The following is a 24260-nucleotide window of genomic DNA, read 5'->3' on the forward strand; positions in this document are numbered from 1 at the left end:
AGCTGATCGTTAGCACCCCAACAGCATGCTATTCCAAGCTACAGATTCAGTTTAAAAAAATACAGGATTAACAACAGCCCTAGAAATGTCGTTAATACTATGCCTTTTGCCACCTGATCCCGCGGGATTTCCTTCCGAAAAAACACACGCACCAAGATCAGGTTTATGCCAAAAGCAAGCATATACAATACGATAGGTTTGGTTGGAAAATAATGCGCAACCAAGGCCGTATAATTTGTCAAAAGAAAGGCTATGATCGGGGCAATAGCGCCAATGCCCACCCCTACAATAAAACTATTCGGCATCATCTACGTCAAAAGTCCACGAATTTAGCTCCGTGATCGCATGGTGCGCCGTCATATCAAATTGCGTTGGCACGACGGAAACATACCCCTTACTCAACGCGTAAACATCCGTATCTTCACCTTTATCGAGCAGCTGGAATTTTCCTGTCATCCAGAAATATTCGCGCTGATAGGGATCCAAGCGTTCATCAAATTCTTCAAACCACTTGGCCGTAGCCTGCCTGCATATTTTTATGCCTTTGATATCTTGGCTGATGTGTGGGAAGTTAACATTAAGCAACGTTGCTTTTTGCAACCCGTTTTTAAGTACTTGCTGAGAAATGGCACGTATATAGGGCCTGCAGTGTGAAAAATCCGCGTGATGTGAAAAATCGTCCAACGAAAACCCAATCGATGGGATTCCCTCGATAGCGCCCTCCACAGCCGCAGACATCGTCCCGGAATACAGCACATTAATGGAATAGTTGAGCCCATGGTTTACACCCGAAACACAGAGATCAGGCTTCTTGCCTTTAAATATCTTATTCACAGCCAATTTGACACAATCCACCGGAGTGCCGGAGCATTTATACATTTCGACACCGTCGTACAGGTCGATTTTGTCTAACCGCAAGGGCCTGCCGATCGTAATGGCATGCCCCATTCCAGACTGTGGGCTATCCGGAGCCACAACGACGACATGACCTATTTGCTGCATTTCCTCCAGCAATACTTTGATGCCGGGCGCTGTGATGCCATCATCATTGACCACCAAAATTGTCGGTTTCTTCTTCGTCATATTGCGAATTTATGAAAAAAGCACCATGATTCCCTTAATTACTAAAAGAGTTACAAAGGCTGTATGAAATGGCAACGTTTCCGAAGATTGCGCTAGTGCAACTCAACATTAAGCACTAACTTAGAAAGATTATCAATCTTTGTTTATTAAATACGTATTATGAGTCATACCATTTTCGAAAGTCGTTACGCTATTGGCCCCAACGAAACCAAAACACTGGATACGAAAGGTCTTCGCGAAAATTTTCTTATCGAAAAACTGTTTTCAGCGGATAAGATACACTTTGTTTATACGCACTATGATCGCTATATGGCGGGGGGCGCAATGCCTGTTCAAGGTCGTCTACAACTGGAAACGATCGACGAATTGTTGAAAGAGCCTTACTTTTTGTCGCGACGGGAGCTGGGCATTATCAACGTTGGCGGCGACGGAAAAATTGAGGTGGACGGCACTTCGTTTGACGTCAACCACAAAGAGGCCTTATACATCGGTAAAGGCGCGAAGGAAGTATTCTTTAGCAGCACTGATTCGGCTAATCCGGCTAAATTTTATCTTAATTCTACCCCCGCACACCAGAGCTATCCGACCAGGCGCGTTACGAAAGCCGACGCCAATAAAATTGAACTGGGCTCATTGGAAACCGCAAACCACCGCACCATCAACCAAATGTTGCTGAACAAAGTGGTAGACACCTGCCAGTTGCAAATGGGTATGACGGAACTTAAACCGGGCTCGGTGTGGAATACCATGCCGTCGCATACGCATGATCGACGCATGGAAGTATATTTCTATTTCGAGGTGCCGGAGGCACAAGCGGTTTCCCATTTCATGGGCCCCATTGACGAAACACGACACATTTGGATGCAAAACGAGCAAGCGGTTATCTCGCCCCCCTGGTCGATCCACTCGGGCGCAGGCACCAGCAACTACACCTTTATTTGGGGCATGGCCGGCGAAAACCTGGACTATGACGATATGGATAAATGTGCCATCACCGACTTACGTTAATTACCATACAGCTTTATATACAACATGTCTATACTACATAAATTCGACCTCACGGGTAAAGTAGCCTTGGTTACGGGCTGCAAAAGAGGTATTGGAAAGGCTTTAGCGGAGGCCTTGGCCGAAGCTGGCGCAGATATCATCGCCGTTTCGGCATCATTGGAACTCGAGCATTCCAAAGTAGCGGATTCCGTAAAAGCACTAGGCAGAAACTTCTACCCTTACCAATGCAATTTCTCGGACAGAAAATCCCTGTATGCTTTTATTGAACAGGTGAAGAGAGACCACCCAGTTATCGATATCCTCTTCAACAATGCCGGCAATATCTTGCGTAAACCTGCTGCAGAACATCCAGATGAGATGTGGGATGAGGTCATTGAAATCAATCAGAATGCGCAATTCATACTGACACGCGAAATAGGGAAAGAGATGCTTTCACGCGGAACGGGTAAAATCGTGTTCACGGCTTCGCTATTGACATTCCAAGGCGGTATCAATGTACCGGGCTATGCAGCTTCCAAAGGAGCGATCGGCTCATTGACTAAGGCTTTCGCAAACGAGTGGGCCAGCAAAGGCGTTAATGTCAATGCTATCGCGCCGGGCTATATCGCCACGGACAATACCGAAGCTCTGCGAGACGACCCAGAACGTTCGGCGTCCATTTTATCCCGCATTCCGGCCGCACGCTGGGGCCAACCCGAAGATTTTAAAGGGCCAGCCGTATTTTTGGCGTCTGATGCCTCCGATTATGTACACGGTACCATCCTCACTGTTGATGGTGGATGGATGGGTCGATAAACTAATAAAAGTGGGAGCGTTCTCGTCCCCACTTTTATTTAAGCATACAAGCCCTTCTTATCGATAAAGTCGCGCACCTTATCGACCGTGTAATACCGAATATCCTTTTTCTCTTTAATGCATTTTCGCAGAAAGGTAGATGATAATTCCATCATGGGTGTTTCGGTCATGATAACCGAAGGATGGCTTTTGTATTTTCCTGCATCATAGCCTGGCCGCGGGTACACAATCAACTTATAATCCCGCAAGATCACATCGGCATTCTTCCACTTAGAAAAACCCTGCAGGTTGTCCTCTCCCATAATGAGCATAAATTCCTTGTTGGGGAATCTTTCCCTTAAGTGTGCCAGCGTGTCGATGGTATAGGACGGTTGTGGAAGACTAAACTCAATATCCGAAGCGCGGAGATTATCCTCCCCTTCTAGCGCCAAATTGACCATTTCCAGCCGATCGTACATATTACCTAGGCTTTTTTTTTCTTTAAATGGATTCTGCGGAGAGACGACGAACCAAACCTCGTCGAGCTCTGTAAAGTTGCACATATATTTGGCGATGATCAAATGTCCCACATGAATGGGATTAAAAGAACCAAAAAATAGACCTATCTTCGCCATACCTTATCCATTTTACTTATTCAGAAAATCTACCACCAGTTGTTCTGCTTCATCACAGGCTGTATCCAGGTCAAAATTATTGAGCACGACATCAAACTTATTGGCGTAGCTAAGCTCGGTTTCTGCTTTCGCAAAACGTTCTTGCAACTTCTCTTCCGAATCGGTACCACGGCCTGTCAAACGCTCTTTCAGCACATCCAGTGATGGAGGATTCACGAAAATAGCCAAAGCTTGTTCGGGAAACTTGGATTTCAGGCGCAACCCGCCCACCACATCGATATCGAATATCACCGATTTGCCTTCTGCCCAAATGCGTTCCACTTCCTTTCGCAGTGTGCCATAAAATGTTCCTGCATACACCTCCTCGAACTCGATAAATTCGTGTTTTGCGATTTTATGTAAAAAATCCTCCTTACTTATAAAATAATAGTCCTTGCCGTTGACTTCCGCGCCACGAGGAGCTCGCGTACTGGCGGATATCGAAAAGACAATCTTATCGCCATGTTTCTCCAAAAGTCTTTTAACGATCGTTGTTTTTCCTGCTCCGGATGGCGCGGAAAAGATGATTAATTTGCCGCTCATTCCTATAATACGTTAAGCAGTTGTTCTTTTATTTTTTCCAATTCCTCTTTCATCCGCACCACGATTTGCTGAATGCCAGCATCATTTGCTTTCGAACCCAAGGTATTGATTTCGCGCCCCATCTCTTGGGAAATAAAGCCCAGTTTCTTTCCGTTGGAATCCGAAGCATTTAAGCCATCGATAAAGTAATGGCAATGGCTGCGCAGACGAACCTTCTCTTCGGTGATGTCCAGCTTATCGATATAGAAAATAAGTTCCTGCTCAAAGCGATTCATATCCACATGTTCTTTTCCCACAGCCTCGTCCAAGTAGTGGCTGATGCGTTCGCGGATCAGCGGAATACGAGAACCCTCCGTTCCCTCCACCTGTTTTAGGTAGGAAAGGATCATCTGTACGCGCGATTCTAGATCTTCTTTGAGGATTTGTCCCTCGTCCTGTCTGAATCGATTAAATTGATCTATGGCAATGTGATAAGCATCCATCAGAATTTTTCCTTCCTCCTCATCGACCACATCTTCATTCGAGGTCACCACCTCCGGCATATTCAGTGCCATTTCAAAAAGTGAAGCGTCTTTCGCACCTACTTGAAAAGCGATTTCCTGCAGTTGATTGTAGTATTTGGTCAATAAGCTAGCATTTATGGACGATGCTTTTGCAGTTTGATCAGCATATTCCACGGTCACCATGATATTCACTTTGCCGCGCTCGATCAGCTTACTCGACTCAGATCGTAAAGCAAACTCTTTGTCGGAAACCACCTTCGGCAAGCGAAGGTTCACTTCTAGAAATTTGGAATTCAGGGATTTTATTTCGACGGTATATTTAACCTTCCCATTCTCTTGGAAACCAATACCATACCCTGTCATGGATTTTATCATACGCAAAGGTATGAAAAGTGAAATTAAATTGCAGAAATTGAACGGTAAATGTCAAATATTCGTGTTCCAAGAAAAATACCAATACAGAGGATTATACTCGCTCACAAAAATAATGACGCATGAAGATGCTACAGAAATGATCTGTCACCGATCTTGCAACTCCATGCTACCAATCGTGCTTGGCTATGATCACACTCATATAGGTCTTGTAGGCCGCACCAGCTGGCACCCTTACGAACCCTATCCCAATATCCTGAAGCGATCCATTCCAATCGTCCATGCCGAGTACGTGCTTACGATGCATAAAGCCTGGCGACCCTTTGCCAATAATGAAAGCTTTCATGCCCTCCACTGCTGTGGGATGATTAGCAGCGATGGACTCGAAATTATTAGCTGTCCGTTTCTTCAGCCAGTCGCTGTTCAACGAATAGCCTGCCTGCACAATAATATGGTTTGGGCCAACGCCTTCAGGATTACTGTGATCGAAATAGTTTCGTTCGGCCATGTCCCGCGCTCGCAGCTCGGCGGCCCTGGCTAGTTCCTTGTTCCAACGAAGTCTTACCTTCGAAACCTTTGAGTGATCAAAATGCACCCCCAATGCACGCATCATCGCCTTTGGGTCTTCCCTAAAATCAAGCAAGTATGTATAGGCCTCTTTGGCTGTTGTACGATCAACGGACACCTTCATGCGCTGTCCATACAGCGCGGCGTTAAAGAATAGAAAAACGAGTATAGAGCAAATACGCATACGAGATGTTCTTTACAGAATAGACTAGGAAATCTCTGGAATGTTTAACGTCGGTATTCGACTGATTGGTCGCTAAAGATGCACATCAAAGGATAAGACGTCAGTAATCAGCAGAACATATATTTATAAAAGGAAGCTATTTAAATAACTTCCTTTTTAGCACTTATTTTTTCTTTAATAAGCCCAAATATGATGGGCAGTATAGATACCAAAATAATCCCGATAACTACTTTTTCGAAATTATCGCGTATCCATGGAATATTACCGAGGAAATAACCCGCCAAGGTAATACCTACAACCCATAGTACACCGCCCACAAGATTATAGGTCAAGAAGATGGCATATTTCATTTTTCCGACACCAGCAACGAATGGAGCAAACGTACGGACAATAGGCACAAAACGTGCTATAATAATGGTTTGCGGACCGTGTTTTGCGTAGAATCCATGTGTCTTTACAATATATTCCGGCTTGACCAATTGCTTGCCAAAGAGCCGAAGCTTCACAAATTTATCCCCCGCATATTTACCAATAAGGTAATTGCAGGCATCACCTAGCACAGCGGCAACCAACATTAAGACAATACTGGTCCAAATATCCAACATCCCTTGGGCAGCAAACATCCCCGTAGCAAAAAGAAGGGAATCTCCCGGCAGAAAGGGCATAATGACCAAACCGGTCTCTACGAAAATAATTAGAAACAAGATCAGGTACACCCAATAATGATACTCGGTAATAAGTGTTGCCAAATGATCATCTATATGTAAGATGAAATCAATGACTGCATAAATAACATCCACAATAGGAGGGGTTAGATATTGTTCAACATAACCGGCATAACGAGCATCAAAATATCCTCATTATCTTCTTTGATTGCAGGAATCAATAAACCTGCCCTATTTGGTGTGCTCATTTCGATGACCACTTCGCTAGCGCTCAAGTTATTCAACATCTCTACTAGAAACTTGGCATTAAAACCTATTTCCATATCCTGTCCTTCAAACTGGCAGCTCAAGCGTTCGTGCGCCTCATTGGAGAAATCCAAATCTTCTGCAGAGATATGAAGTTCGCTTCCTGAAATCTTTAACCTTACCTGATGCGTCGTCTTATTTGCAAATATAACCACGCGACGAAGGGTGTTTAGAAACAATAAACGATCTACCGTTAATTTATTTGGATTCACCTGTGGTATAACCGCCTCATAGTCTGGGTAACGCTCGTCGATTAAACGACAGATCAAATGGATATTTGCGAATTGAAAGAATGCGTTGGTATTGTTATACTCGATGGAAACTACGGTATCGTCCGAGGGCAAAGACGATTTCAATAAAGTCAATGCTTTTTTCGGCAGGATCAGCGACGTCGGTTTTTCGGAACTAACATCGGTGCGGCGATAGCGAACTAATTTGTGTGCATCGGTAGATACAAAAGTAATTCCCTGCTCTGCCAGCTGAACCAGTACCCCAGACATGGCCGGACGAAGCTCGTCGTTGCTAACCGCAAAAATTGTTTTATTAATAGCCTCCGAAAGGATAGACGCCCCCAATGTAACGGTAGCGACATTATCCACTACGGGAATTTTCGGAAAGTCATCTGCGTTTTCGCCACTCAATTTATATTTCCCGTCGCCGGCGCTGATTTCAATAGCCAAGGTACTGGTATCGACAGAAAAAGCTACGGGCTGATCAGGAAGAGTCTTCAATGTTTCGATCAATATTTTAGACGGCATAGCTACACGTCCCTCTTCTTTGGCTTCGATCTGTAAGGATGTCACCATACTCGTTTGTAGATCAGTCGCCGAAATCGTTAAGAGATTGTCTTTGATTTCGAACAAGAAATTTTCTAGGATGGGAAGAACCGTACTACTACTCGAAGCCCCGCTAATTGCCTGTAATTGTTTTAATAAAATTGAAGTGGATACAATAAATCTCATTTCCTGAATTTTATAGATTTTTATATGCAATATTACAGAAAAGAATCTACATTTTATAAACACAATGTGTCTTAATTCCTATCACAAATTAATTAATTAGTACATTTGTACAATCAATATATGCAGTTCAAAGAGATCATAGGCCAAGAGGAGGTAAAGAAGCATTTGCTACACACGGTGAAGGACAACCGGGTGAGTCATGCTCAGCTTTTCCTAGGACCTGAAGGCTCGGGAAGCTTGGCGCTTGCAGTAGCTTACGCGCAATTTATTAACTGCGAAAATAAGCAGATCGATGATAGTTGCGGAGTGTGTAGTTCTTGCAACAAATACCAAAAGCTGATTCACCCAGATTTACATTTTTCCTACCCCTTCTTTGCAAAAGGAAAAGAGGATGTCTCAGAAACCTACCTCGAGCTATGGCGGAAAGCTTTTCGTTCCAATCCGTATATGGGGCTTGACTTTTGGCGGCATAACTTGGACGCAGAAAACAAACAGGCGAACATCAACATTGCGGAAGCGCACAATATTATAAAAAAGCTTAGCTTGAAGGCTTTTGAGGCAGATTATAAGGTTCTTATTATGTGGCTTCCGGAATTTTTGGATGTTCAAGGCAATGCATTGCTTAAACTGATCGAAGAACCGCCGGAAAAAACGCTTTTCCTTTTGGTCGCTGAAAATCAGGATCGTATTTTAAATACCATTATTTCCCGGACTCAGCTGGTCAAAGTAGCCAAGCTGGACCACGATAGGGTGAGGGAATACCTCGTCACTCAGCTACAGGTAGATGCCCAACGAGCAAATGAAATTTCGCTTATTGCCGACGGTAACGTACAGGCGGCAATTAATCTGCTGGCGAAAGAGGAAAATCCTTATTTCGAGCTTCTTATCCAGTGGTTGCGGTTCGTTGTCACGGACTCGGGGCTTCATATTATTCGTTTTTGTGAGGAAGACTTTCCAAAATTAGGGCGTGAGAATCAGAAAAATTTCTTACTTTATGCCATTAATATGTTGCGACAAATTATCCTTGTACAGCAAGAGCTGCGGCAGCTCGTTCTTCTGCAGGGGCTGGAGTTGGATTTTGTCGAAAAATTCAGTGCCAATTTTAGTGGTGCGCAGTTGGAAAATGCTGTCGGATTATTGGAAAAAACATATTATAAGGTAGAACGCAATGCAAATCCTAAAATATTATTTTTAGATTTATCTTTGCAATTAGTTTTAATATTTAAATACCAAACGTTCCCAAAAGGGACTCAATATATATAAAAAAAGAAAATATGGGATGTGGCAGTTGCTCATCCGGAGGTGGGTGCGGCAGTAGTACAACAACTGTTGCTGGAAAAACCCCTGCAGGGTGCCAAAATAACGGCTCTTGCATGACTAGCGGATGTAATAAATTAGACGTTTACGATTGGCTTTCCGATATGGATTTGCCATCAAATTATAAACCATTTAATATTGTTGAAGTAAGATTTAAAGGATCGCGTAAAGATTTCTATATCAATACGGATAATCTTTATTTGGAGATGGGCGAGATGGTCGCTGTCGAACCCTCTACCGGCGGTTTCGATATTGGCCACGTTTCGCTTACCGGCGAGCTGGTGCGTTTGCAATTAAAAAAGAGCAACGTAAAAGCAGAAGCCGTGCTGAAAAAGATCTACCGCAAAGCGAATGATGCTGACGTGCAGAAGTATCATGCCGCAAAGGATCTGGAGTGGGAGACCATGCATCGGGCCCGGAACCTCGCGCTAGAACTTGGCTTGTCCATGAAAATATCCGATGTGGATTATCAGGGCGATAAGACCAAGGCCACTTTCTACTACACTGCGGAAGGGCGCGTAGACTTCAGGGAGCTGATAAAACGCATGGCAGAAGCTTTCCGTATCCGTATCGAGATGCGGCAAATCGGAATGCGGCAAGAAGCAAGTCGTTTGGGCGGCATCGGATCCTGTGGACGTGAGCTTTGCTGCTCCACTTGGCTCACCGATTTCAAAACGGTTTCCACTTCCGCTGCACGCTATCAAAACTTGTCGCTCAATACCCTGAAACTTGCTGGGCAATGCGGGAAACTAAAATGCTGCCTCAATTACGAGCTAGATAGCTACATGGACGCTTTGCGAGATATCCCGACAAATGTGGAACGCCTTGATACCGAAGTGGGTATTGCCTACCTGCAGAAAACCGATATCTTTAAAAAGGTGATGTGGTATGCATATCCTGGCGCAGAAAATTGGATACCGCTCGATGTTCGTCAAGTCAAGGAATACGCCGAAATGAACAGAGAGGGACGCAAGTCGCAAGATTTGACAGTAAATTTTGAGCCGGAAGAGGTGCAAAAACCGGTATCTTATGATTATGAAAATGTCGTCGGCCAAGATTCCCTGACACGGCTCGACGATAAAAACAAACGTAAAAAACGCAAGAAACCGAAGGGAAAAAGAGAAACGGCTGCAGAAAACAAGGCCCCAGAGCAAAAACGCGCTGAATCCAAAAAAACGGAAAGTAAGGATGCTCGACCAGCTGCCGCCCCAAAAAGGGTGCCGCAAGCAGACGACGCTGAGGCTGCAAATAAGCCTAAAAGAAAATTCAACCGCAATAAAAACAGAAACAAGAACAGAAGTTCAGAAAACAATAAAAATACAAGTGGCAATTCTTAACTTATACGGGTGCAGTATCTTAAGGGTACTGCACATCTGCTGTGGTTTTTAGTTGTTTGGTCCTAGACATTCATTATGAAAGATCTTTCGGTACGACTTCTTTTTTTATCCATTCTCTTTCTATGTGATGCATGTAACGAGTCTGCTGTTTTTCAGCGCAACGAAAGTATATTAAACCATAGCTGGAGTTATAGTGATATACCGAGATTTGATGTTCATGTAACGGATGCAAGCGCACATTATGATATCTGGGTAAACATCAGGCATGATAACGATTACCGATATGCTAATCTTTTTTTCCTGTTACATGAAAAAGGCCCATTGCTATCCGACACCTCCCACCGGTACGAAATAAAACTTGCTGAACTAGACGGACGATGGACCGGTAAAAGTGCAGGAAGCCTATACGTTAATCAACTTTTGGTAAAGGATGCCTATCAATTTCCGGATACGGGTATTTACCATTTTGCCATTGAGCAAAATATGCGAGAAAATCCCCTTCGGAATATCACCGACGTAGGTATCACGGTTGTTAAAAAGCCATGATCCGATTAATCCGTTGGTTACTGCTGCCGGTATCCTTCCTTTACGCAGGAATGATGTGGTTGCGTAACCGCATGTATGACCTTAATCTGCTGAAAAGTACCTACTTCAAGTTTCCTGTTGTCGTAATCGGTAATTTGGCCGTTGGCGGTACCGGAAAAAGCCCCATGACGGAATATGTTTTGCGTATCGTTTTGCCGCTAAGCAATGTCGGGGTGTTGAGCCGTGGCTATGGCCGTAAAACAAAAGGCTTTCGTGAAGTATCCGTAACTGATGTAGCAGACGAAAGTGGCGATGAGCCGCTACAGATCAAGCGTAAGTTTCCAGAAACAACAGTCGTAGTTTGCGAAAATCGTGTAAAAGGTATACAACAGTTGCTCACACGTTGCGCGGCTATCCTTTTGGATGATGCCTACCAACATCGTGCATTGAAACCGAGCTTCTCCATCTTACTATTTGATTACCGTTCCCTTTTGACAGCGCGCTTTCCACTCCCCACAGGATCTTTTCGGGATGGTTTGCAAGAAAGCAATCGGGCGAATTGTATCGTAGTAACAAAGTGTCCGGAAGATCTGGATCTCGCGATGAAATCTAAGTTGACAGAAAAGCTTCGTGCGTTCTCGCAAGCCGATATTTTCTTTGCCAAAATAGCCTACGACAACGTGATAAATCCTGCCGGTAAAGCCTTTCCGAAGACGTCATTACCGAATACATGCGTGCTCTTAGTTACCGGAATTGCAAATCCGCAGCCGCTAACAGAATATCTCCTCCCAAAAGTGAAAGAGTTGCGTCAAATAAGCTATAACGACCATCATGACTTTTCCGCCAAAGATCTTGATTACATCGGGAAAGAATGGACCAAAATATCCGACGATAAAAAAATCATCATTACCACGGAAAAGGATATGCAACGTTTCCCTTCCAGCTTTTCAGCCCGATATCCAATTTATTTCATTCCTATACAACCCCAAATCCTCTTTGGGGAAGCGCCTATTTTTGAAAACATAGTGAGAAAAGCATTTCGTGTAAGCGAAATGTAAATGAATATTAATAGACGTTAAATTACCCTAAATAAAAACCTAGCTATAAGCAAGTTAACAGTTATTCCATTACTTTTATACAAACAAAGTTGATGAAGGAATGAAAAATCTAAAGAAACTCTTGATTGGCTGCATGCTATTAATCGGCGTGAGCAGCTATGCACAAGAACGACAAGGTCGTGGCAATATGCAAAATATGAATCCAGCAGACCGTGCAAAAAATACCGTAGCGCGATTGACCGAGCAGTTGCAACTGGATAAAGGTCAACAAGACTCTATTTACAAACAGGTATTTGCGCAGGCGCAGCATGAAAAACAACTGTTTAGCGCGGCTGGAAGTGATCGGGAGAAGTTACGCACATCTATGCAGTCCTCACGTGAGCAATACGCGATTAAAATAAAACAATTTCTCAATGAGGACCAAGCAAAGAAATATGATGAATTAAGCCGGCAATGGTCGCAAAGACGACCGAGACAAAACCAATAACATCATACCAATATACTAAAATATCAATTGGCGCAGGAAATTTTCTGCGCTTTTTTGTTTTGCCAAACCGTTTAATACGACCACAGCGTTAATGAATGTTAAATTGTAACATACATGATACAATTCAGACAATAAATGCATACTTATTGCTGTTATTATATCAAAAGGAATAATTATTAATAGTTTAAAAACAAAATTGTATTGTCATGAAAAAGATCATTTTAACAGGTATCGGTTTATTATTTGCAATTACGATGTCTTTTGCACAGAGCAATCCCGAAGAAGCAGCCAAACAAGAAGTAGCAGTTCTCACCGAAAAGTTGACATTAACAGAGGATCAGCAAACCAGCGTTTTACAAATCGTTTGGGAAGGTGCCAAAGCGAAAGCCGCCGTTAAAGAAGATGCTACGTTATCGCCAGAAGTCTTAGTGGAATCCCTTCACAAAATACAGGCAACAACAGATGCACAGGTAGCAGAAAAACTCTCTGACGAGCAGAAACCTGTTTTTGAGAAGTTAATTTCCGAGCGACCTAAGGAGACAGCGCCCATTCCCGTAGAAATCCCAGAACAGCCCACGCAGCCTGAGCTATAAGGTATATTACTACACGTTTACCAGCGCTAGCATTATTAAATCGTAACAATAGTACGCTCAGGTAAACAAAAAAATGCGAAATCGTTTATGATTTCGCATTTTAACATACAAAGATTGAAAGTAAATCTTTAGGAAGTTTTTAATTTCTTTTGGATATCCTGCACGTACGTTTTAAATTTTTTGTCGGTTTCTATTAAATCCTCGACCGTTTGGCAGGCATAAATTACCGTTGAATGATCACGCCCGCCGAAGAAGCTGCCAATAGACTTTAGCGACGACTTCGTATGGTTCTTCGCAAGATACATAGAGATTTGACGAGCCTGGACAATTTCGCGTTTACGCACTTTAGATTTCACCATTTCCACAGGAACTTCAAAATACTCACAAACCAATTTTTGGATATACTCCATGGATATCTCTTTGTGCGTATTCTTCACAAAGTTCTTCAACATAGATTTGGCCAAATTTAAATCGATCTCTTTGCGGTTTAAAGTAGATTGTGCTAAAAGTGAAACCATTGCACCTTCAAGCTCGCGCACACTATTGTCAATTTGTGTTGCGACATATTCCATGACATTCTCTGGCAACTCTATACCATCGGAATACATTTTTTTCTTCAAGATAGCCATTCTGGTTTCTAGATCAGGAATTTGGATATCTGCAGACAAACCCCATTTGAAACGACTCAACAAGCGTTCCTCCAGCCCGGAAAGATCTTTAGGAGCTTTATCCGAAGTGAGGATGATCTGTTTTCCCGATTGATGTAGATGATTAAAGATGTGGAAGAAGATATCTTGCGTTTTTTCTTTGCCCGCAAAATTGTGTACATCGTCCATGATGATGACATCCATTGCTTGGTAAAAGTTTACAAAGTCATTGATCGTGTTGTTCTTTAAAGAATCAACGAATTGCTGACAAAACTTCTCACAAGAAACATAAATCACCAGTTTGTCGGGAAGATTTCTTTTAATTTCATTGCCGATAGCTTGCGCTAAATGGGTTTTTCCCAACCCTACATCACCATAGACCATCAATGGGTTGAAAGATGTTCCACCTGGTTTGTTTGCTACAGCAAAACCTGCCGAACGCGCCAACCGATTACATTCTCCCTCGATAAAGTTGTCGAAAGTGTAATGATGGTTAAGCTGGGGATCGACCTGTAGCTTTTTCAATCCTGGAATAACAAAAGGATTTTTGATATTCTTGTTCAAAGCAACCGGAACAGGAATAGATTGCTTTTTCCCCTCCGCACCATTGCCATTGGAAGGAATATTAGTGGTATAAGGCGTATTGGCAGATGATTTGTCTACAATGATATTGTATTCCAAACGCCCTTGCTCACCTAAAAATTTCTTAATGGTTTTGCGGAGAATACCTACATAATGTTCTTCCAACCATTCGTAGAAAAATACAGAAGGCACCTGAATAGTCAAAACGTTTCCATTAAGACCAACCGCTTTAACGGGTTCAAACCAGGTCTTGAAACTTTGCGCAGGAATATTGTCTTTTATGATTTGTAGACAGCTATTCCAGACACTTGTACACGTTTTTTCCATTCTTAAATTGTTAATAACTTGAAAACCAATATTTGACAAAATTGTTGTTTAAAACTTTCACTTAAGACGAAGATGACAAAAAAAAATGAGCTAAAAAACTAAAATATCAAAAAAACAAAAACAGACTATTAATCAGTAACTTAAGTATATTTCATAGGCATTTTTTTGCTAAAGAAAAGTCTACATATTAGTTTTCAACACAACCTGAACACGGTAAAAAAACGCTGCTTTTGTATGGTCTAAATATAACTTGGCGCTCGTCGATGTGGAAAACTATTGACTGCTCTTCGTTTTTAAATATACGGGTTTTTAAATCGAAAAAAAAAGGAAGATTTGTTAAATCTTCCTGCTATATTTTTTACTTTCAACTGCTTAGGAAACCATCGCGTCCGTTTTGATTGATGTAGCGAGCCGCTTGGAAGCGGATACAATAGAAATGGCGTCATATTGACACAATTTCCAGAGCTCTGCCTGTTCGCCATGTTCTACCACTTCATCGCCTATCCCTAGACGTACAACCTGAGCATTGTAACAATGGTCTGCCATAAATTCCAGGATGGCCGATCCAATTCCACCCATCAGTGCTCCATCTTCTACCGTTATCACTTTGCTGTAATGATTGAACACTTCATGCAATAGCGCTTCATCTAATGGCTTTGCAAAACGTAGGTCGTAGTGTGCCGGATAAATACCATCTTGATTGAGTAATCGTATTGCTTTGGTCACTTCATTGCCTATTGCTCCGAAACTCAAGATTGCTAACTCCTCACCGTCGTGTATCTTTCTTCCCTTTCCAACGGCTATTTCGGTAAAAGGTCTTTTCCAATCAGACATAACCCCGCTACCTCGCGGATAGCGGATAACGAAAGGCCCTTTGTTTGGTAGTTGTGCGGTGTACATCAAATTACGCAACTCTTCTTCATTCATCGGCGCCGATACGACCATATTCGGAATACATCGCATAAAAGCAATATCGTAGGCTCCATGATGTGTAGGTCCGTCTGCACCGACCAAACCTGCCCTATCCAAACAAAGAACTACGTTGAGTTTCTGTAACGCGACGTCGTGGATAACCTGATCGTATGCCCTTTGCATAAAGGATGAATAAATATTGCAGAACGGAACCATCCCTTGCGTGGCTAGCCCTGCACTGAAGGTTACCGCATGCTGTTCAGCAATACCCACATCGAACGCTCTATTGGGCATCGCTTTCATCATAATATTCATGGAAGAGCCAGAAGGCATTGCCGGCGTAACCCCCATAATTTTATCGTTATCCGTAGCCAATTCGACCAAGGTATATCCGAAAACATCTTGATATTTTGGAGGCTGTGGTTTATCAACGACACTCTTTTTTATCTCGCCCGTTATTTTGTCAAACAAACCTGGAGCGTGCCATTTCGTTTGATCCTTTTCTGCCAACGCATATCCTTTTCCTTTTACCGTAACCGCATGCAGCAGTTTAGGTCCGGGAATATGTCTAAGATCTTCGATCGTTTTAGCCAGCTTAACGACATCGTGTCCATCAACAGGCCCGAAGTAGCGAAAATTCAACGATTCGAATAAGTTGGCATTTTTCAATAACGTACCTTTAATACTTTGTTCCAATTTTTTGGCCCATCCATAAGCATCCGGCCCGTTTTTAGATATCTTGGCCAATACGGCGATCAGGTCGTCTCTAAATTTATTATAGCTTTTGGATGTCGTTATACTGGTCAAATATTCTTTCATTGCCCCCACATTGGGGTCTATAGACATGCAGTTATCGTTGAGAATAACCAAGAGATTTGATTTTTCTATTCCCGCATGGTTTAACGCCTCAAAGGCCATTCCTCCTGTTAGCGCACCATCCCCTATGATGGCTACATGCTGTCGATCTTTCTCTCCTTTATATTCAGACGCTACTGCCATTCCCAGTGCAGCAGAGATAGATGTGGAAGAGTGGCCAACGCCAAATGTATCATATTCGCTTTCGCCACGTTTGGGAAATCCCGATATTCCGCCAAAAATGCGGTTGGTATGAAACACCTCGCGCCTTCCGGTAAGGATTTTATGCCCGTAGGCCTGATGCCCTACATCAAAAATTATTTGATCATATGGTGTTTGCAAAGCATAGTGCAAAGCGACTGTCAATTCGACCACGCCCAAACTGGCTGCAAAGTGTCCACCATTGACCGACACCATATCGATGATAAACTGCCTTAACTCATCGCAAACCTTCTCCAATTCTGCGGGTTGCAATTTCCGTAGATCATCGGGATAGTTTATTTGCTGTAACAGTGGGCCTGCCTCTACCTGCATATCTTTTTTTGTCTATAGATAAGTTACAAATTAACAACTTATTCACTAAACTACAGAACAATAAATCCAAATAAAAGTTTAGCGTTGCTTGGGATGTTCAAAAATTATGCCGCCATATTCGTAACCAAATCGTTATTTTTGAACAGAATATGCAGACAGCAGGTTACGAAATAAGGTTAGCGCAATTTGAAGGCCCATTTGACCTTCTTTTGTTCTTTATTGAAAGGGACGAATTGAACATCCATGATATTCCCATTTCTAAAATAACAGATGATTTTCTGGATTTTATAAAAAAAATGCAGTCGCTGAACATCGAGCTGGCCAGCGAATTTATCTTCGTAGCATCGACCTTGATGCGTATTAAAGCGAAAATGTTGCTGCCGCGGCCTGAGCTAGATGAAGCGGAAAACGAAATAGACCTAAAGAAAGAACTTACCCAAAAGCTTATCCTGTATAAACAGTTCAAGGAAATATGCGAAGATTTACGCCGGCTAGAGGAAACCCGTGGTCGCCTGCACCACCGAGGCAATACCACCTTCGATAACAAATTGGCGCGCAACAAGGATAATACAGAAGAACAACTGGACGCCTTTGACCTATACAAACTGATGGTTGTTTACGAAAAACTGATGTTCAACTATAAACACCGTATACAAGAAGTTACGCATACGGTTGTCAAATATCCTTATACCATAGAACAACAGAAACGGGCTATTGCTGAACTGATCGAGATCAACAACAAGCTTGATTTTCAACAGATGCGTAGCCACTCAGAAAACAAGGTGCAATTTGTCTATAATTTCTTGGCCATGCTGGAAATGCTACAGCAGCGGTTGTTGGAAATACAAATTGGGACGGGTTACAATAATTTTTGGATAGAAAAAAGATCCGATCTCAATTAAAAATAATAGCCGATATATCGTACCGTTGCCTTAAAAACAACGCTACTATCTGAGATGCCGTCGCTCCCACACGGCTGTAAGTGTCTGGGACCATATTGATATTTCAGATGGATAAAGTAATGTAAACGATAATGGTATGTTTTTAAATTTTAGAATTATCCCGTAATCTTTCTAAGCAATCTTTCAAGAAAGCAAAATGTTGATCAGCAGGCACAGCTGGAAGTGCTCGCAAGGCTTGGATACCAGTTTTTAATGCCTCCACGTCCACTTCATTGAATCTTGCTTTCAGATCGGTCAATCGTGCATCAGTAAGCAAGTCATCGACTATACCATAGGCCATTGCCTGTTCTACCGAAAAATAGTCTGTATCAAGGCAGAGTTGCAGGACTTTCTTTTCGGGCATTACTTTAAGCAAACCGGCCATCACCTGAAAAGGGAATATGCCTAACGCCAGTTCAGGCAAGCGGAAACGTACTTGGGGCGCAGCCAATACATACGTGCAGCCCAATAGCAATAAAAAAGCGCCGGCAATCACATCACCCTCGACCACGGCGACGGTCGGCTTATGAAAGCTATCCATCACTTCGCCCAAAGATATATTCTTATTCTTGATTGCCGGGTTAAGCGTATCCAATGATGGGTTGTTAAATACCTTGAGATCCATCCCTGCACAAAATACCGGACCTTCCGCCCGAAACAGCACCAATCGTATCTTATGGTCGTTCGCCGCATCAGCCAAGGCATGCGCAATCTCATTGACCATAGTGGGGGTAAAGGCATTCCTCTTTTCTGGACGAGCCAAGGTTAGCGTAAAGACATGGTCGTCAACCGTTGCTTTAATATAGTTATATGTCGACATTTTTAATCAGCTTTTGAAAGTTTTCCTTCAGATCTTGGGTTACAGCATCATCGATCCCCTTAAATCGTCTCAACAGCAGCTCTGTAGGTATATTTCCGACCAAGTCATCCTGCGCGAACGGACATCCACCATAACCCATTACGGCACCTTCAAATATTCTACAACCCACTGAATAAGCAGCATCCACCTTTTCCAAGGCACCCGCTGTTCTACTGTGTAAATGTATGCTCCACTCGATATCCGGATATTCGCGATAAAGCAAGGAAAAAAGTTGCCTGATGCGCTCTGCGGTCGCCGAGGAAGTCGTGTCAGCAATAGAAAATTTACGTATGCCAATACCTACTAATCTTTCTACCCACTCCAATACAATATCTGGATGCCAGTGATCCCCGTAAGGATTTCCGAATGCCATGGATAAGTAGATCATTAGCTCAACAGAACCCTTTGAAAGTATATCCTGGCAAGCCAAAATAGATTCGTAAGCTTCTTCGATGGACCGGTTCGTATTCCGTCGTTGAAAAGTATCCGACATAGAGAAAGGAAAACCCAAATAATCTATTTGACTAAATTCTCGTCCACGCACTGCTCCCTTTTCATTAGCAATGATAGCTATTAATTTTGTACTTCCCTTATTTTCCAGTCCCTCCAAAACCGACGCTGTGTCTGCCAACTGCGGTACAGCTTTTGGCGACACAAAACTCCCGAAATCAATATAACCAAAGAGATCACGCTGAAGCAAGCTGTTGATGTAGGCTATCTTTTTTTCAGTGGGTATAAAAGTCTTAATTCCTTGTATGGCATCCCTAGGACAGTCCACCAATACGGTATTCGGTTCGTTAGGCATCTTTTCTGATCTCCCTGGCTATTACCATTTTCTGTATCGCACTCGTTCCTTCTCCAATGGTGCACAATTTAGCATCGCGGAAAAACTTTTCTGCGGGATAATCCTTTGTAAAACCATAGCCTCCATGTATCTGCACACTTTCGTTAGCCACTTCAACGGCAACTTCCGACGCATAGAGTTTGGCCATCGCACTTTCTTTCGTTACTTTTTTTCCTTCATTCTTCAACTGTCCAGCCTGTCTCACCAAAAGCTCTGAGGCCTCTATTTTAGTTGCCAGATCAGCTATACTGAAACCCACCGCTTGAAAATCATAAATTTTTTGGTTGAACTGCTCGCGCTCATTGGCATAACGAAGTGCCGATAGATAGGCGCCACGCGCTATTCCCAATGAAAGGGCAGCTATAGAAATACGTCCCCCGTCTAGCAACTTGAGGGCTTGGACAAAACCATCACCTTCGTTACCGATAACCTGATCTTGATGCACTTTACAATTGTCAAAAAACAAACTCGCCGTTTCCGAAGCCCGCATACCTAACTTATCCAATTTTTTTCCCGAAGAAAAGCCCGGCGTACCTTTCTCTATGATAAATGCCGTAACACCTTTTTTATCACCTTTAGCTCCCGTACGGACCATAACTACAGCTACGTCTCCGCTAATAGCGTGGGTGATAAACGTTTTGGATCCGTTGATAATATAATAATCGCCCTCTCTAACTGCAGTTGTTGACAAGCCCCCGGCATCTGAACCGGATCCGGTTTCTGTGAGTCCCCAAGCACCAAGCCACTCTGCAGTAGCTAGTTTAGGCAGGTACTTTTCCTTTTGGGCTTCATTTGCAAAAGAAAGAATATGGTTGGTGCACAAAGAATTATGTGCAGCAACAGAAAGACCTATTGATCCGCAAACCTGTGATATTTCATCCAAGATGGTTATGTATTCTTGATACCCAAGACCTGAACCATGGTATTGCTCCGGCACCAATACGCCCATAAACCCGTACTCCCCGAGTTTTTTGAAAAGCTCCAAGGGAAAATACTGCCGTTCATCCCAATCCATCACATACGGTTTGATAAAATCAATCGCAAATTGCCTAGCACTTTCCCGTACCAAAGCTAATTGTTCATTTTCATAGATATGTAACATAATATTTTGTAAGTTTATAGTGGATTTACGAAATGTATAAAATAAATTTGATATTTTAAAATTATAGTAATTTAATTCACGTTAACCTTTTGTAAATTGATAATTTCTTAATTTATAGCCGACTATGCAGGAATTGTTACAGATGCTGAAAAGCAAGACCGAAAAGCTTCATTTAGGTGGAGGCCTAGATAAAATTCAAAAATTAAAAGAAAAAGGAAAATTGACAGCCTGGGAACGCGTGTTTTTGTTGTTGGATCCCGATACGCCATATGTCGAGGTAGGAAAGTTTGCCGGAGAAGGTCTTTATGCCGAACATGGAGGATGTCCAAACGGTGGCGTCGCGGTGGTGATCGGTCATGTTTCTCAAAAATTGTGCGTAATTGTATCCAATGATGCTACCGTGAAAGCCGGTGCCTGGTTTCCTATTACTGCCAAGAAGACGTTGCGTGCGCAGGAAATAGCTATGGAGAATAGAATTCCCATTGTCTATCTTGTAGATTCGGCAGGCGTTTATCTTCCGATGCAGGAAGAGATATTTCCCGATAAGGAACATTTCGGGCGCGTTTTCCGCAACAATGCAAAACTATCATCGATGGGCATACCACAAATTTCGGCTATTATGGGGTCTTGTGTAGCAGGCGGCGCTTATCTACCGATCATGTCTGACTATGCGCTTATCGTTGAAGGCACTGGCTCGGTATTTCTAGCAGGTTCCTACTTGGTAAAGTCGTCAATTGGCGAAGTCATTGACAACGAAACGTTGGGTGGTGCTCAAACACATTGTGAGATATCGGGGGTGACGGATAATAAATATCCCGATGATGAAAGCTGCCTACAAGCGATTCGGAACATTGTGGATAAGTTTGGCGATCAGCCAAAAGCAAACTATTCAAGGATAGCTCCTGTAGAGCCTGCTTACGGACATGATTTTATCCCAACCTACCTGCCTGCTGATCGATTAAAACCGTATGATATGCGGGAAATTCTGAAAGCACTGGTTGATGCTGGATCCATGGAAGAATACAAGAGAGATTACGGGAAAACGATCATTTGTACGTTGGCGCGTATCGATGGTTGGGCTGTAGGCATTGTGGCCAATCAACGGGAGATGGTAAAAGCTAAGAAAGCTGGAAATGCCAATGAAATGCAGATGGGGGGTGTTATTTATTCGGATTCAGCAGACAAGGCTGCCCGCTTCATCATGAACTGTAATCAGCAGCGCATACCCTTGGTTTTCTTGCAAGATGTCACGGGTTTTATGGTTGGTTCCCGGTCGGAGCATGGGGGCATTATCAAGGATGGAGCAAAGATGGTGAATGCTATGGCTAACTCCGTGGTCCCTAAGTTTACCTTCATTGTGGGCAACAGCTATGGTGCCGGAAACTATGCTATGTGCGGGAAAGCGTATGATCCGCGGCTTATCTATGCTTGGCCTACGGCACAGATGGCGGTAATGAGTGGCGCCTCTGCCGGAAAAACGCTGTTACAGATAGATGATGCAGCAATGAAAAGCAAGGGAATAAACCTAGACGACGAAGCACGAAAAAAACGTTTATCTACCATCGAAGAGCAATATAACGCCCAACTTAGTCCGTATTATGCCGCCGCGCGGTTATGGGTAGATGGTGTAATCGATCCACGTGAAACAAGGGGCATTATCTCCTTGGGCATAGAAGCCGCAAATCAAAATCCGGAAATACAACGCTACAATGTAGGCGTGATTCAGGTATAATTTTTTGTACGAAATGCTCAACGTGCAGCAGCAATCCAATTGCTATATAGGCTTGCGAAAGCATGCATACTATCAGGATTTTTCATGATATCGCTGGAAACGACATCCGCCAATGGCTTACCAGAAAATATCTTCTTTACTGGTATTTCAAGCTTTTTGCCACTCAAGGTATAAGGAATTTCGGGTACTTGAAAAAAGAGATCGGGCACATGTCTAGCACTGTATTGTGTTCGAATAGCTTCTTTCACAACACGCTCCACATCGGCTACCATGTACCCTTCTTCCAGCTGTAAAAATAGCAGCATGCGCGAGCCGCCACCTACCTCATCGGTGCTGATCACAAGACTGTCAAGTACGTGCATTACGGTTTGCACAGCATTGTAAATTTCCGCGGTGCCTATGCGTACGCCTCCGCGGTTTAATGTGGCATCAGAACGACCATACATGGTAACAGCTCCCGTAGTATCCTCTATAGCGATCCAATCGCCATGACTCCATTTTCCGGGGCGCAACGCAAAATAACTCTCTCTATACCTACTATGACCGGGATCATTCCAGAAAAATATAGGCATAGAAGGCATGGGCTTGGTTATGGTAAGCTCCCCTACTTCGTTGTATACTTCCTGTCCTTCTTCGTTCAGTGCAACGATAGCAGACCCTAGCGTCCTACACTGAATTTTTCCCGCATACACAGGCAAAACGGGACATCCGGAAAGGAAAGCACTACACACGTCTGTACCACCGCTCAGTGAAATAATCTGAGCATCGGGAAATTTAGCCTGCAAATTTTCGAAAGTGGATATCGGGAGCGGCGATCCGGTAGAACCAATTACTTTAGGCTGGTAGTCCACAATATAGAGATCGTGTATCGCGGAAAAATAAGATGCGCCAGCACCCAGGTGATCCACCCCAACACGCTTGACAAAATTCCAGAAATCAAGATGGTTATTGACGGTGATAGCCCCGTTGAACAAACAAAGGCTCGCTCCGCACAATAGGCTAGACATCGCATAGTTCCACATCATCCATCCGGTCGTTGTATACCATAGGAATTTCTCGCCCGTCTGCACATTCTGGTGAATGGCCAAAGCTTTCAGATGTTCAAGTAAATTTCCACCGGTACGGTGCGTGATAGCCTTTGGTTTTCCGGTGGTACCAGAAGAATACAGTATCCATATTGGAAAATCGAAAGGTACCATCGTGAAGATCAAATCGGTAGGTTGATAGTGTTCGAACAACTGCTGCCAGTCTGTACTGTTCACCAGCATATGGGCTTCCAAACTCGGAACAGCCTGAAGAATGGCATGCAAAGTATCCTCTTTTGTATAATCTTTACCTTGATAACGGTATTCCATTTCCATGAAAAGCAATTTAGGCTCAATAAGTGAAAACCGCTCTGCAATACTTCTATCACCGAAATCCGGTGAACAACAAGACCAAATAGCACCGATGGAGTTAACAGCTAAAAAGATAGCTACGGCTTCCACACTATTGGTCAGCACCGCGGCTACACGATCTCCTTGTTGAATACCATGTTTGCTTAAATATTGCTGCAAAACAGAAACTTTATGCTGCAATTCTAACCAGCTTATTTCCTGATAGCCATACTTTTCATCCGTGTAATACAAGGCTATACCATCCAATGGTTTGTTCTTAAAAATATGCTCGGCATAGCTCAACGAAATACCATCAAACCACGTTACCCGGGTGAAATCTGCGGAGGCTTTATCCCATTGTAGCACTTCGTCATAGCTCCCACTGTAGCGGATATCGAAATATTGTAGCAGGCTTTCCCAAAAATCGCCTAAACAGTTTACAGACCAATCGTACATCGCTGCGTAGGATTGCGTATCCTTTGCAAAGTGCTTTCGGATAAATTTCTGATAGTCAACGAGAATAGAATGCTCCTGATACGATTTGGAGGGACTCCACAAAGGATTTTGCATAGCGCTTACAAATGGTTTACA

24 protein-coding genes are annotated in these 24260 nt (G+C 43.1%); 10 read left to right on the forward strand and 14 right to left on the reverse strand.

Features of this window, described 5'->3' with window-relative positions:
• Nucleotides 1-38 precede the first annotated feature (38 nt).
• Entirely contained in the window at nt 39-308 is a 270-nt protein-coding gene (locus tag IE165_RS05210; protein WP_189625538.1) for a hypothetical protein, read from the reverse strand.
• The gene (surE, locus tag IE165_RS05215; protein ID WP_189625539.1) at nt 295-1083 is read right to left on the reverse strand and encodes a 5'/3'-nucleotidase SurE; all 789 of its coding nucleotides are present in this window, start codon (nt 1081-1083) and stop codon (nt 295-297) included. The genes IE165_RS05210 and surE overlap by 14 nt, the downstream gene beginning before the upstream one ends.
• 159 nt (nt 1084-1242) lie before the next feature.
• On the opposite strand from surE, the gene kduI reads away from it, so the two are divergent.
• Together kduI and IE165_RS05225 are read left to right on the forward strand one after the other, a co-directional pair.
• Complete coding sequence (gene kduI, locus IE165_RS05220; protein WP_189625540.1) at nt 1243-2091, forward strand: 5-dehydro-4-deoxy-D-glucuronate isomerase; 849 nt, start codon at nt 1243-1245, stop codon at nt 2089-2091.
• Between the two features lie 30 nt (nt 2092-2121).
• Nucleotides 2122-2886, forward strand: coding sequence for an SDR family oxidoreductase (locus IE165_RS05225; RefSeq protein ID WP_189625669.1), 765 nt, complete (start codon nt 2122-2124; stop codon nt 2884-2886).
• Between the two features lie 38 nt (nt 2887-2924).
• Here the strand turns inward: IE165_RS05225 and nadD are convergent, their stop codons facing one another.
• The 6 genes from nadD to dnaN all read right to left on the reverse strand — a co-directional run bounded on the left by nadD (nt 2925) and on the right by dnaN (nt 7641).
• Nucleotides 2925-3500 (reverse strand): nicotinate (nicotinamide) nucleotide adenylyltransferase, encoded by a 576-nt coding sequence (gene nadD / locus IE165_RS05230; RefSeq protein ID WP_189625541.1) that lies wholly within the window; start codon nt 3498-3500, stop codon nt 2925-2927.
• A gap of 12 nt (nt 3501-3512) precedes the next feature.
• A complete protein-coding gene (gene gmk / locus IE165_RS05235; protein ID WP_189625542.1) occupies nt 3513-4082 on the reverse strand; it encodes a guanylate kinase in 570 nt (189 codons plus the stop codon).
• 2 nt (nt 4083-4084) lie between these two features.
• Complete coding sequence (locus tag IE165_RS05240) at nt 4085-4960, reverse strand: YicC/YloC family endoribonuclease (protein WP_189625543.1); 876 nt, start codon at nt 4958-4960, stop codon at nt 4085-4087.
• A 166-nt stretch (nt 4961-5126) separates the two neighbouring features.
• Entirely contained in the window at nt 5127-5708 is a 582-nt protein-coding gene (locus tag IE165_RS05245) for a CAP domain-containing protein (protein WP_189625544.1), read from the reverse strand.
• Nucleotides 5709-5848: 140 nt separating this feature from the next.
• Nucleotides 5849-6508 carry a DedA family protein gene (locus IE165_RS05250; protein WP_189625545.1) on the reverse strand — a complete coding sequence of 220 codons (660 nt, stop codon included), beginning with the start codon at nt 6506-6508 and terminating at the stop codon, nt 5849-5851.
• Nucleotides 6509-6519: 11 nt separating this feature from the next.
• Nucleotides 6520-7641 (reverse strand): DNA polymerase III subunit beta, encoded by a 1122-nt coding sequence (dnaN, locus tag IE165_RS05255; protein WP_189625546.1) that lies wholly within the window; start codon nt 7639-7641, stop codon nt 6520-6522.
• A 120-nt stretch (nt 7642-7761) separates the two neighbouring features.
• On the opposite strand from dnaN, the gene IE165_RS05260 reads away from it, so the two are divergent.
• The 6 genes from IE165_RS05260 (at nt 7762) to IE165_RS05285 (ending at nt 12958) form a co-directional block, all read left to right on the forward strand.
• Entirely contained in the window at nt 7762-8904 is a 1143-nt protein-coding gene (locus IE165_RS05260) for a DNA polymerase III subunit (protein WP_189625547.1), read from the forward strand.
• Nucleotides 8905-9014: 110 nt separating this feature from the next.
• Nucleotides 9015-10295: a PSP1 domain-containing protein gene (locus tag IE165_RS05265; protein WP_229826360.1), complete on the forward strand. Its 1281-nt coding sequence runs from the start codon at nt 9015-9017 to the stop codon at nt 10293-10295.
• 75 nt (nt 10296-10370) lie between these two features.
• The gene (locus IE165_RS05270) at nt 10371-10841 is read left to right on the forward strand and encodes a gliding motility lipoprotein GldH (protein WP_189625549.1); all 471 of its coding nucleotides are present in this window, start codon (nt 10371-10373) and stop codon (nt 10839-10841) included.
• Nucleotides 10838-11878 carry a tetraacyldisaccharide 4'-kinase gene (gene lpxK, locus IE165_RS05275; RefSeq protein WP_229826361.1) on the forward strand — a complete coding sequence of 347 codons (1041 nt, stop codon included), beginning with the start codon at nt 10838-10840 and terminating at the stop codon, nt 11876-11878. The genes IE165_RS05270 and lpxK overlap by 4 nt, the downstream gene beginning before the upstream one ends.
• 100 nt (nt 11879-11978) lie before the next feature.
• Nucleotides 11979-12365: a hypothetical protein gene (locus IE165_RS05280; protein WP_189625550.1), complete on the forward strand. Its 387-nt coding sequence runs from the start codon at nt 11979-11981 to the stop codon at nt 12363-12365.
• A gap of 206 nt (nt 12366-12571) precedes the next feature.
• Nucleotides 12572-12958 carry a hypothetical protein gene (locus tag IE165_RS05285; RefSeq protein WP_189625551.1) on the forward strand — a complete coding sequence of 129 codons (387 nt, stop codon included), beginning with the start codon at nt 12572-12574 and terminating at the stop codon, nt 12956-12958.
• Nucleotides 12959-13086: 128 nt separating this feature from the next.
• Here IE165_RS05285 and dnaA read toward each other — a convergent pair whose 3' ends face one another.
• Both dnaA and dxs read right to left on the reverse strand, forming a co-directional pair.
• Nucleotides 13087-14514 (reverse strand): chromosomal replication initiator protein DnaA, encoded by a 1428-nt coding sequence (gene dnaA / locus IE165_RS05290; RefSeq protein WP_133639911.1) that lies wholly within the window; start codon nt 14512-14514, stop codon nt 13087-13089.
• Between the two features lie 372 nt (nt 14515-14886).
• On the reverse strand, nt 14887-16815 hold the full coding sequence (dxs, locus tag IE165_RS05295) for a 1-deoxy-D-xylulose-5-phosphate synthase (protein ID WP_189625552.1): 1929 nt from the start codon (nt 16813-16815) through the stop codon (nt 14887-14889).
• Between the two features lie 149 nt (nt 16816-16964).
• Between dxs and IE165_RS05300 the strand changes: the two genes are divergently transcribed.
• A complete protein-coding gene (locus tag IE165_RS05300; RefSeq protein ID WP_189625553.1) occupies nt 16965-17717 on the forward strand; it encodes a segregation and condensation protein A in 753 nt (250 codons plus the stop codon).
• Nucleotides 17718-17859: 142 nt separating this feature from the next.
• Here the strand turns inward: IE165_RS05300 and IE165_RS05305 are convergent, their stop codons facing one another.
• The 3 genes from IE165_RS05305 to IE165_RS05315 are packed head-to-tail and all read right to left on the reverse strand — an operon-like array spanning nt 17860 to nt 20561.
• Entirely contained in the window at nt 17860-18576 is a 717-nt protein-coding gene (locus tag IE165_RS05305; RefSeq protein WP_189625554.1) for an enoyl-CoA hydratase/isomerase family protein, read from the reverse strand.
• Complete coding sequence (locus IE165_RS05310; RefSeq protein WP_189625555.1) at nt 18563-19420, reverse strand: hydroxymethylglutaryl-CoA lyase-like TIM-barrel protein; 858 nt, start codon at nt 19418-19420, stop codon at nt 18563-18565. The genes IE165_RS05305 and IE165_RS05310 overlap by 14 nt, the downstream gene beginning before the upstream one ends.
• The gene (locus IE165_RS05315) at nt 19413-20561 is read right to left on the reverse strand and encodes an acyl-CoA dehydrogenase family protein (protein ID WP_189625556.1); all 1149 of its coding nucleotides are present in this window, start codon (nt 20559-20561) and stop codon (nt 19413-19415) included. The genes IE165_RS05310 and IE165_RS05315 overlap by 8 nt, the downstream gene beginning before the upstream one ends.
• Nucleotides 20562-20685: 124 nt before the next feature.
• Between IE165_RS05315 and IE165_RS05320 the strand changes: the two genes are divergently transcribed.
• On the forward strand, nt 20686-22293 hold the full coding sequence (locus tag IE165_RS05320; protein ID WP_189625557.1) for an acyl-CoA carboxylase subunit beta: 1608 nt from the start codon (nt 20686-20688) through the stop codon (nt 22291-22293).
• Between the two features lie 17 nt (nt 22294-22310).
• Here IE165_RS05320 and IE165_RS05325 read toward each other — a convergent pair whose 3' ends face one another.
• A complete protein-coding gene (locus IE165_RS05325) occupies nt 22311-24239 on the reverse strand; it encodes an acetoacetate--CoA ligase (RefSeq protein ID WP_189625558.1) in 1929 nt (642 codons plus the stop codon).
• Nucleotides 24240-24260: the final 21 nt, after the last annotated feature.

The organism is Sphingobacterium griseoflavum (assembly GCF_014653155.1).
GTDB lineage: Bacteria > Bacteroidota > Bacteroidia > Sphingobacteriales > Sphingobacteriaceae > Sphingobacterium > Sphingobacterium griseoflavum.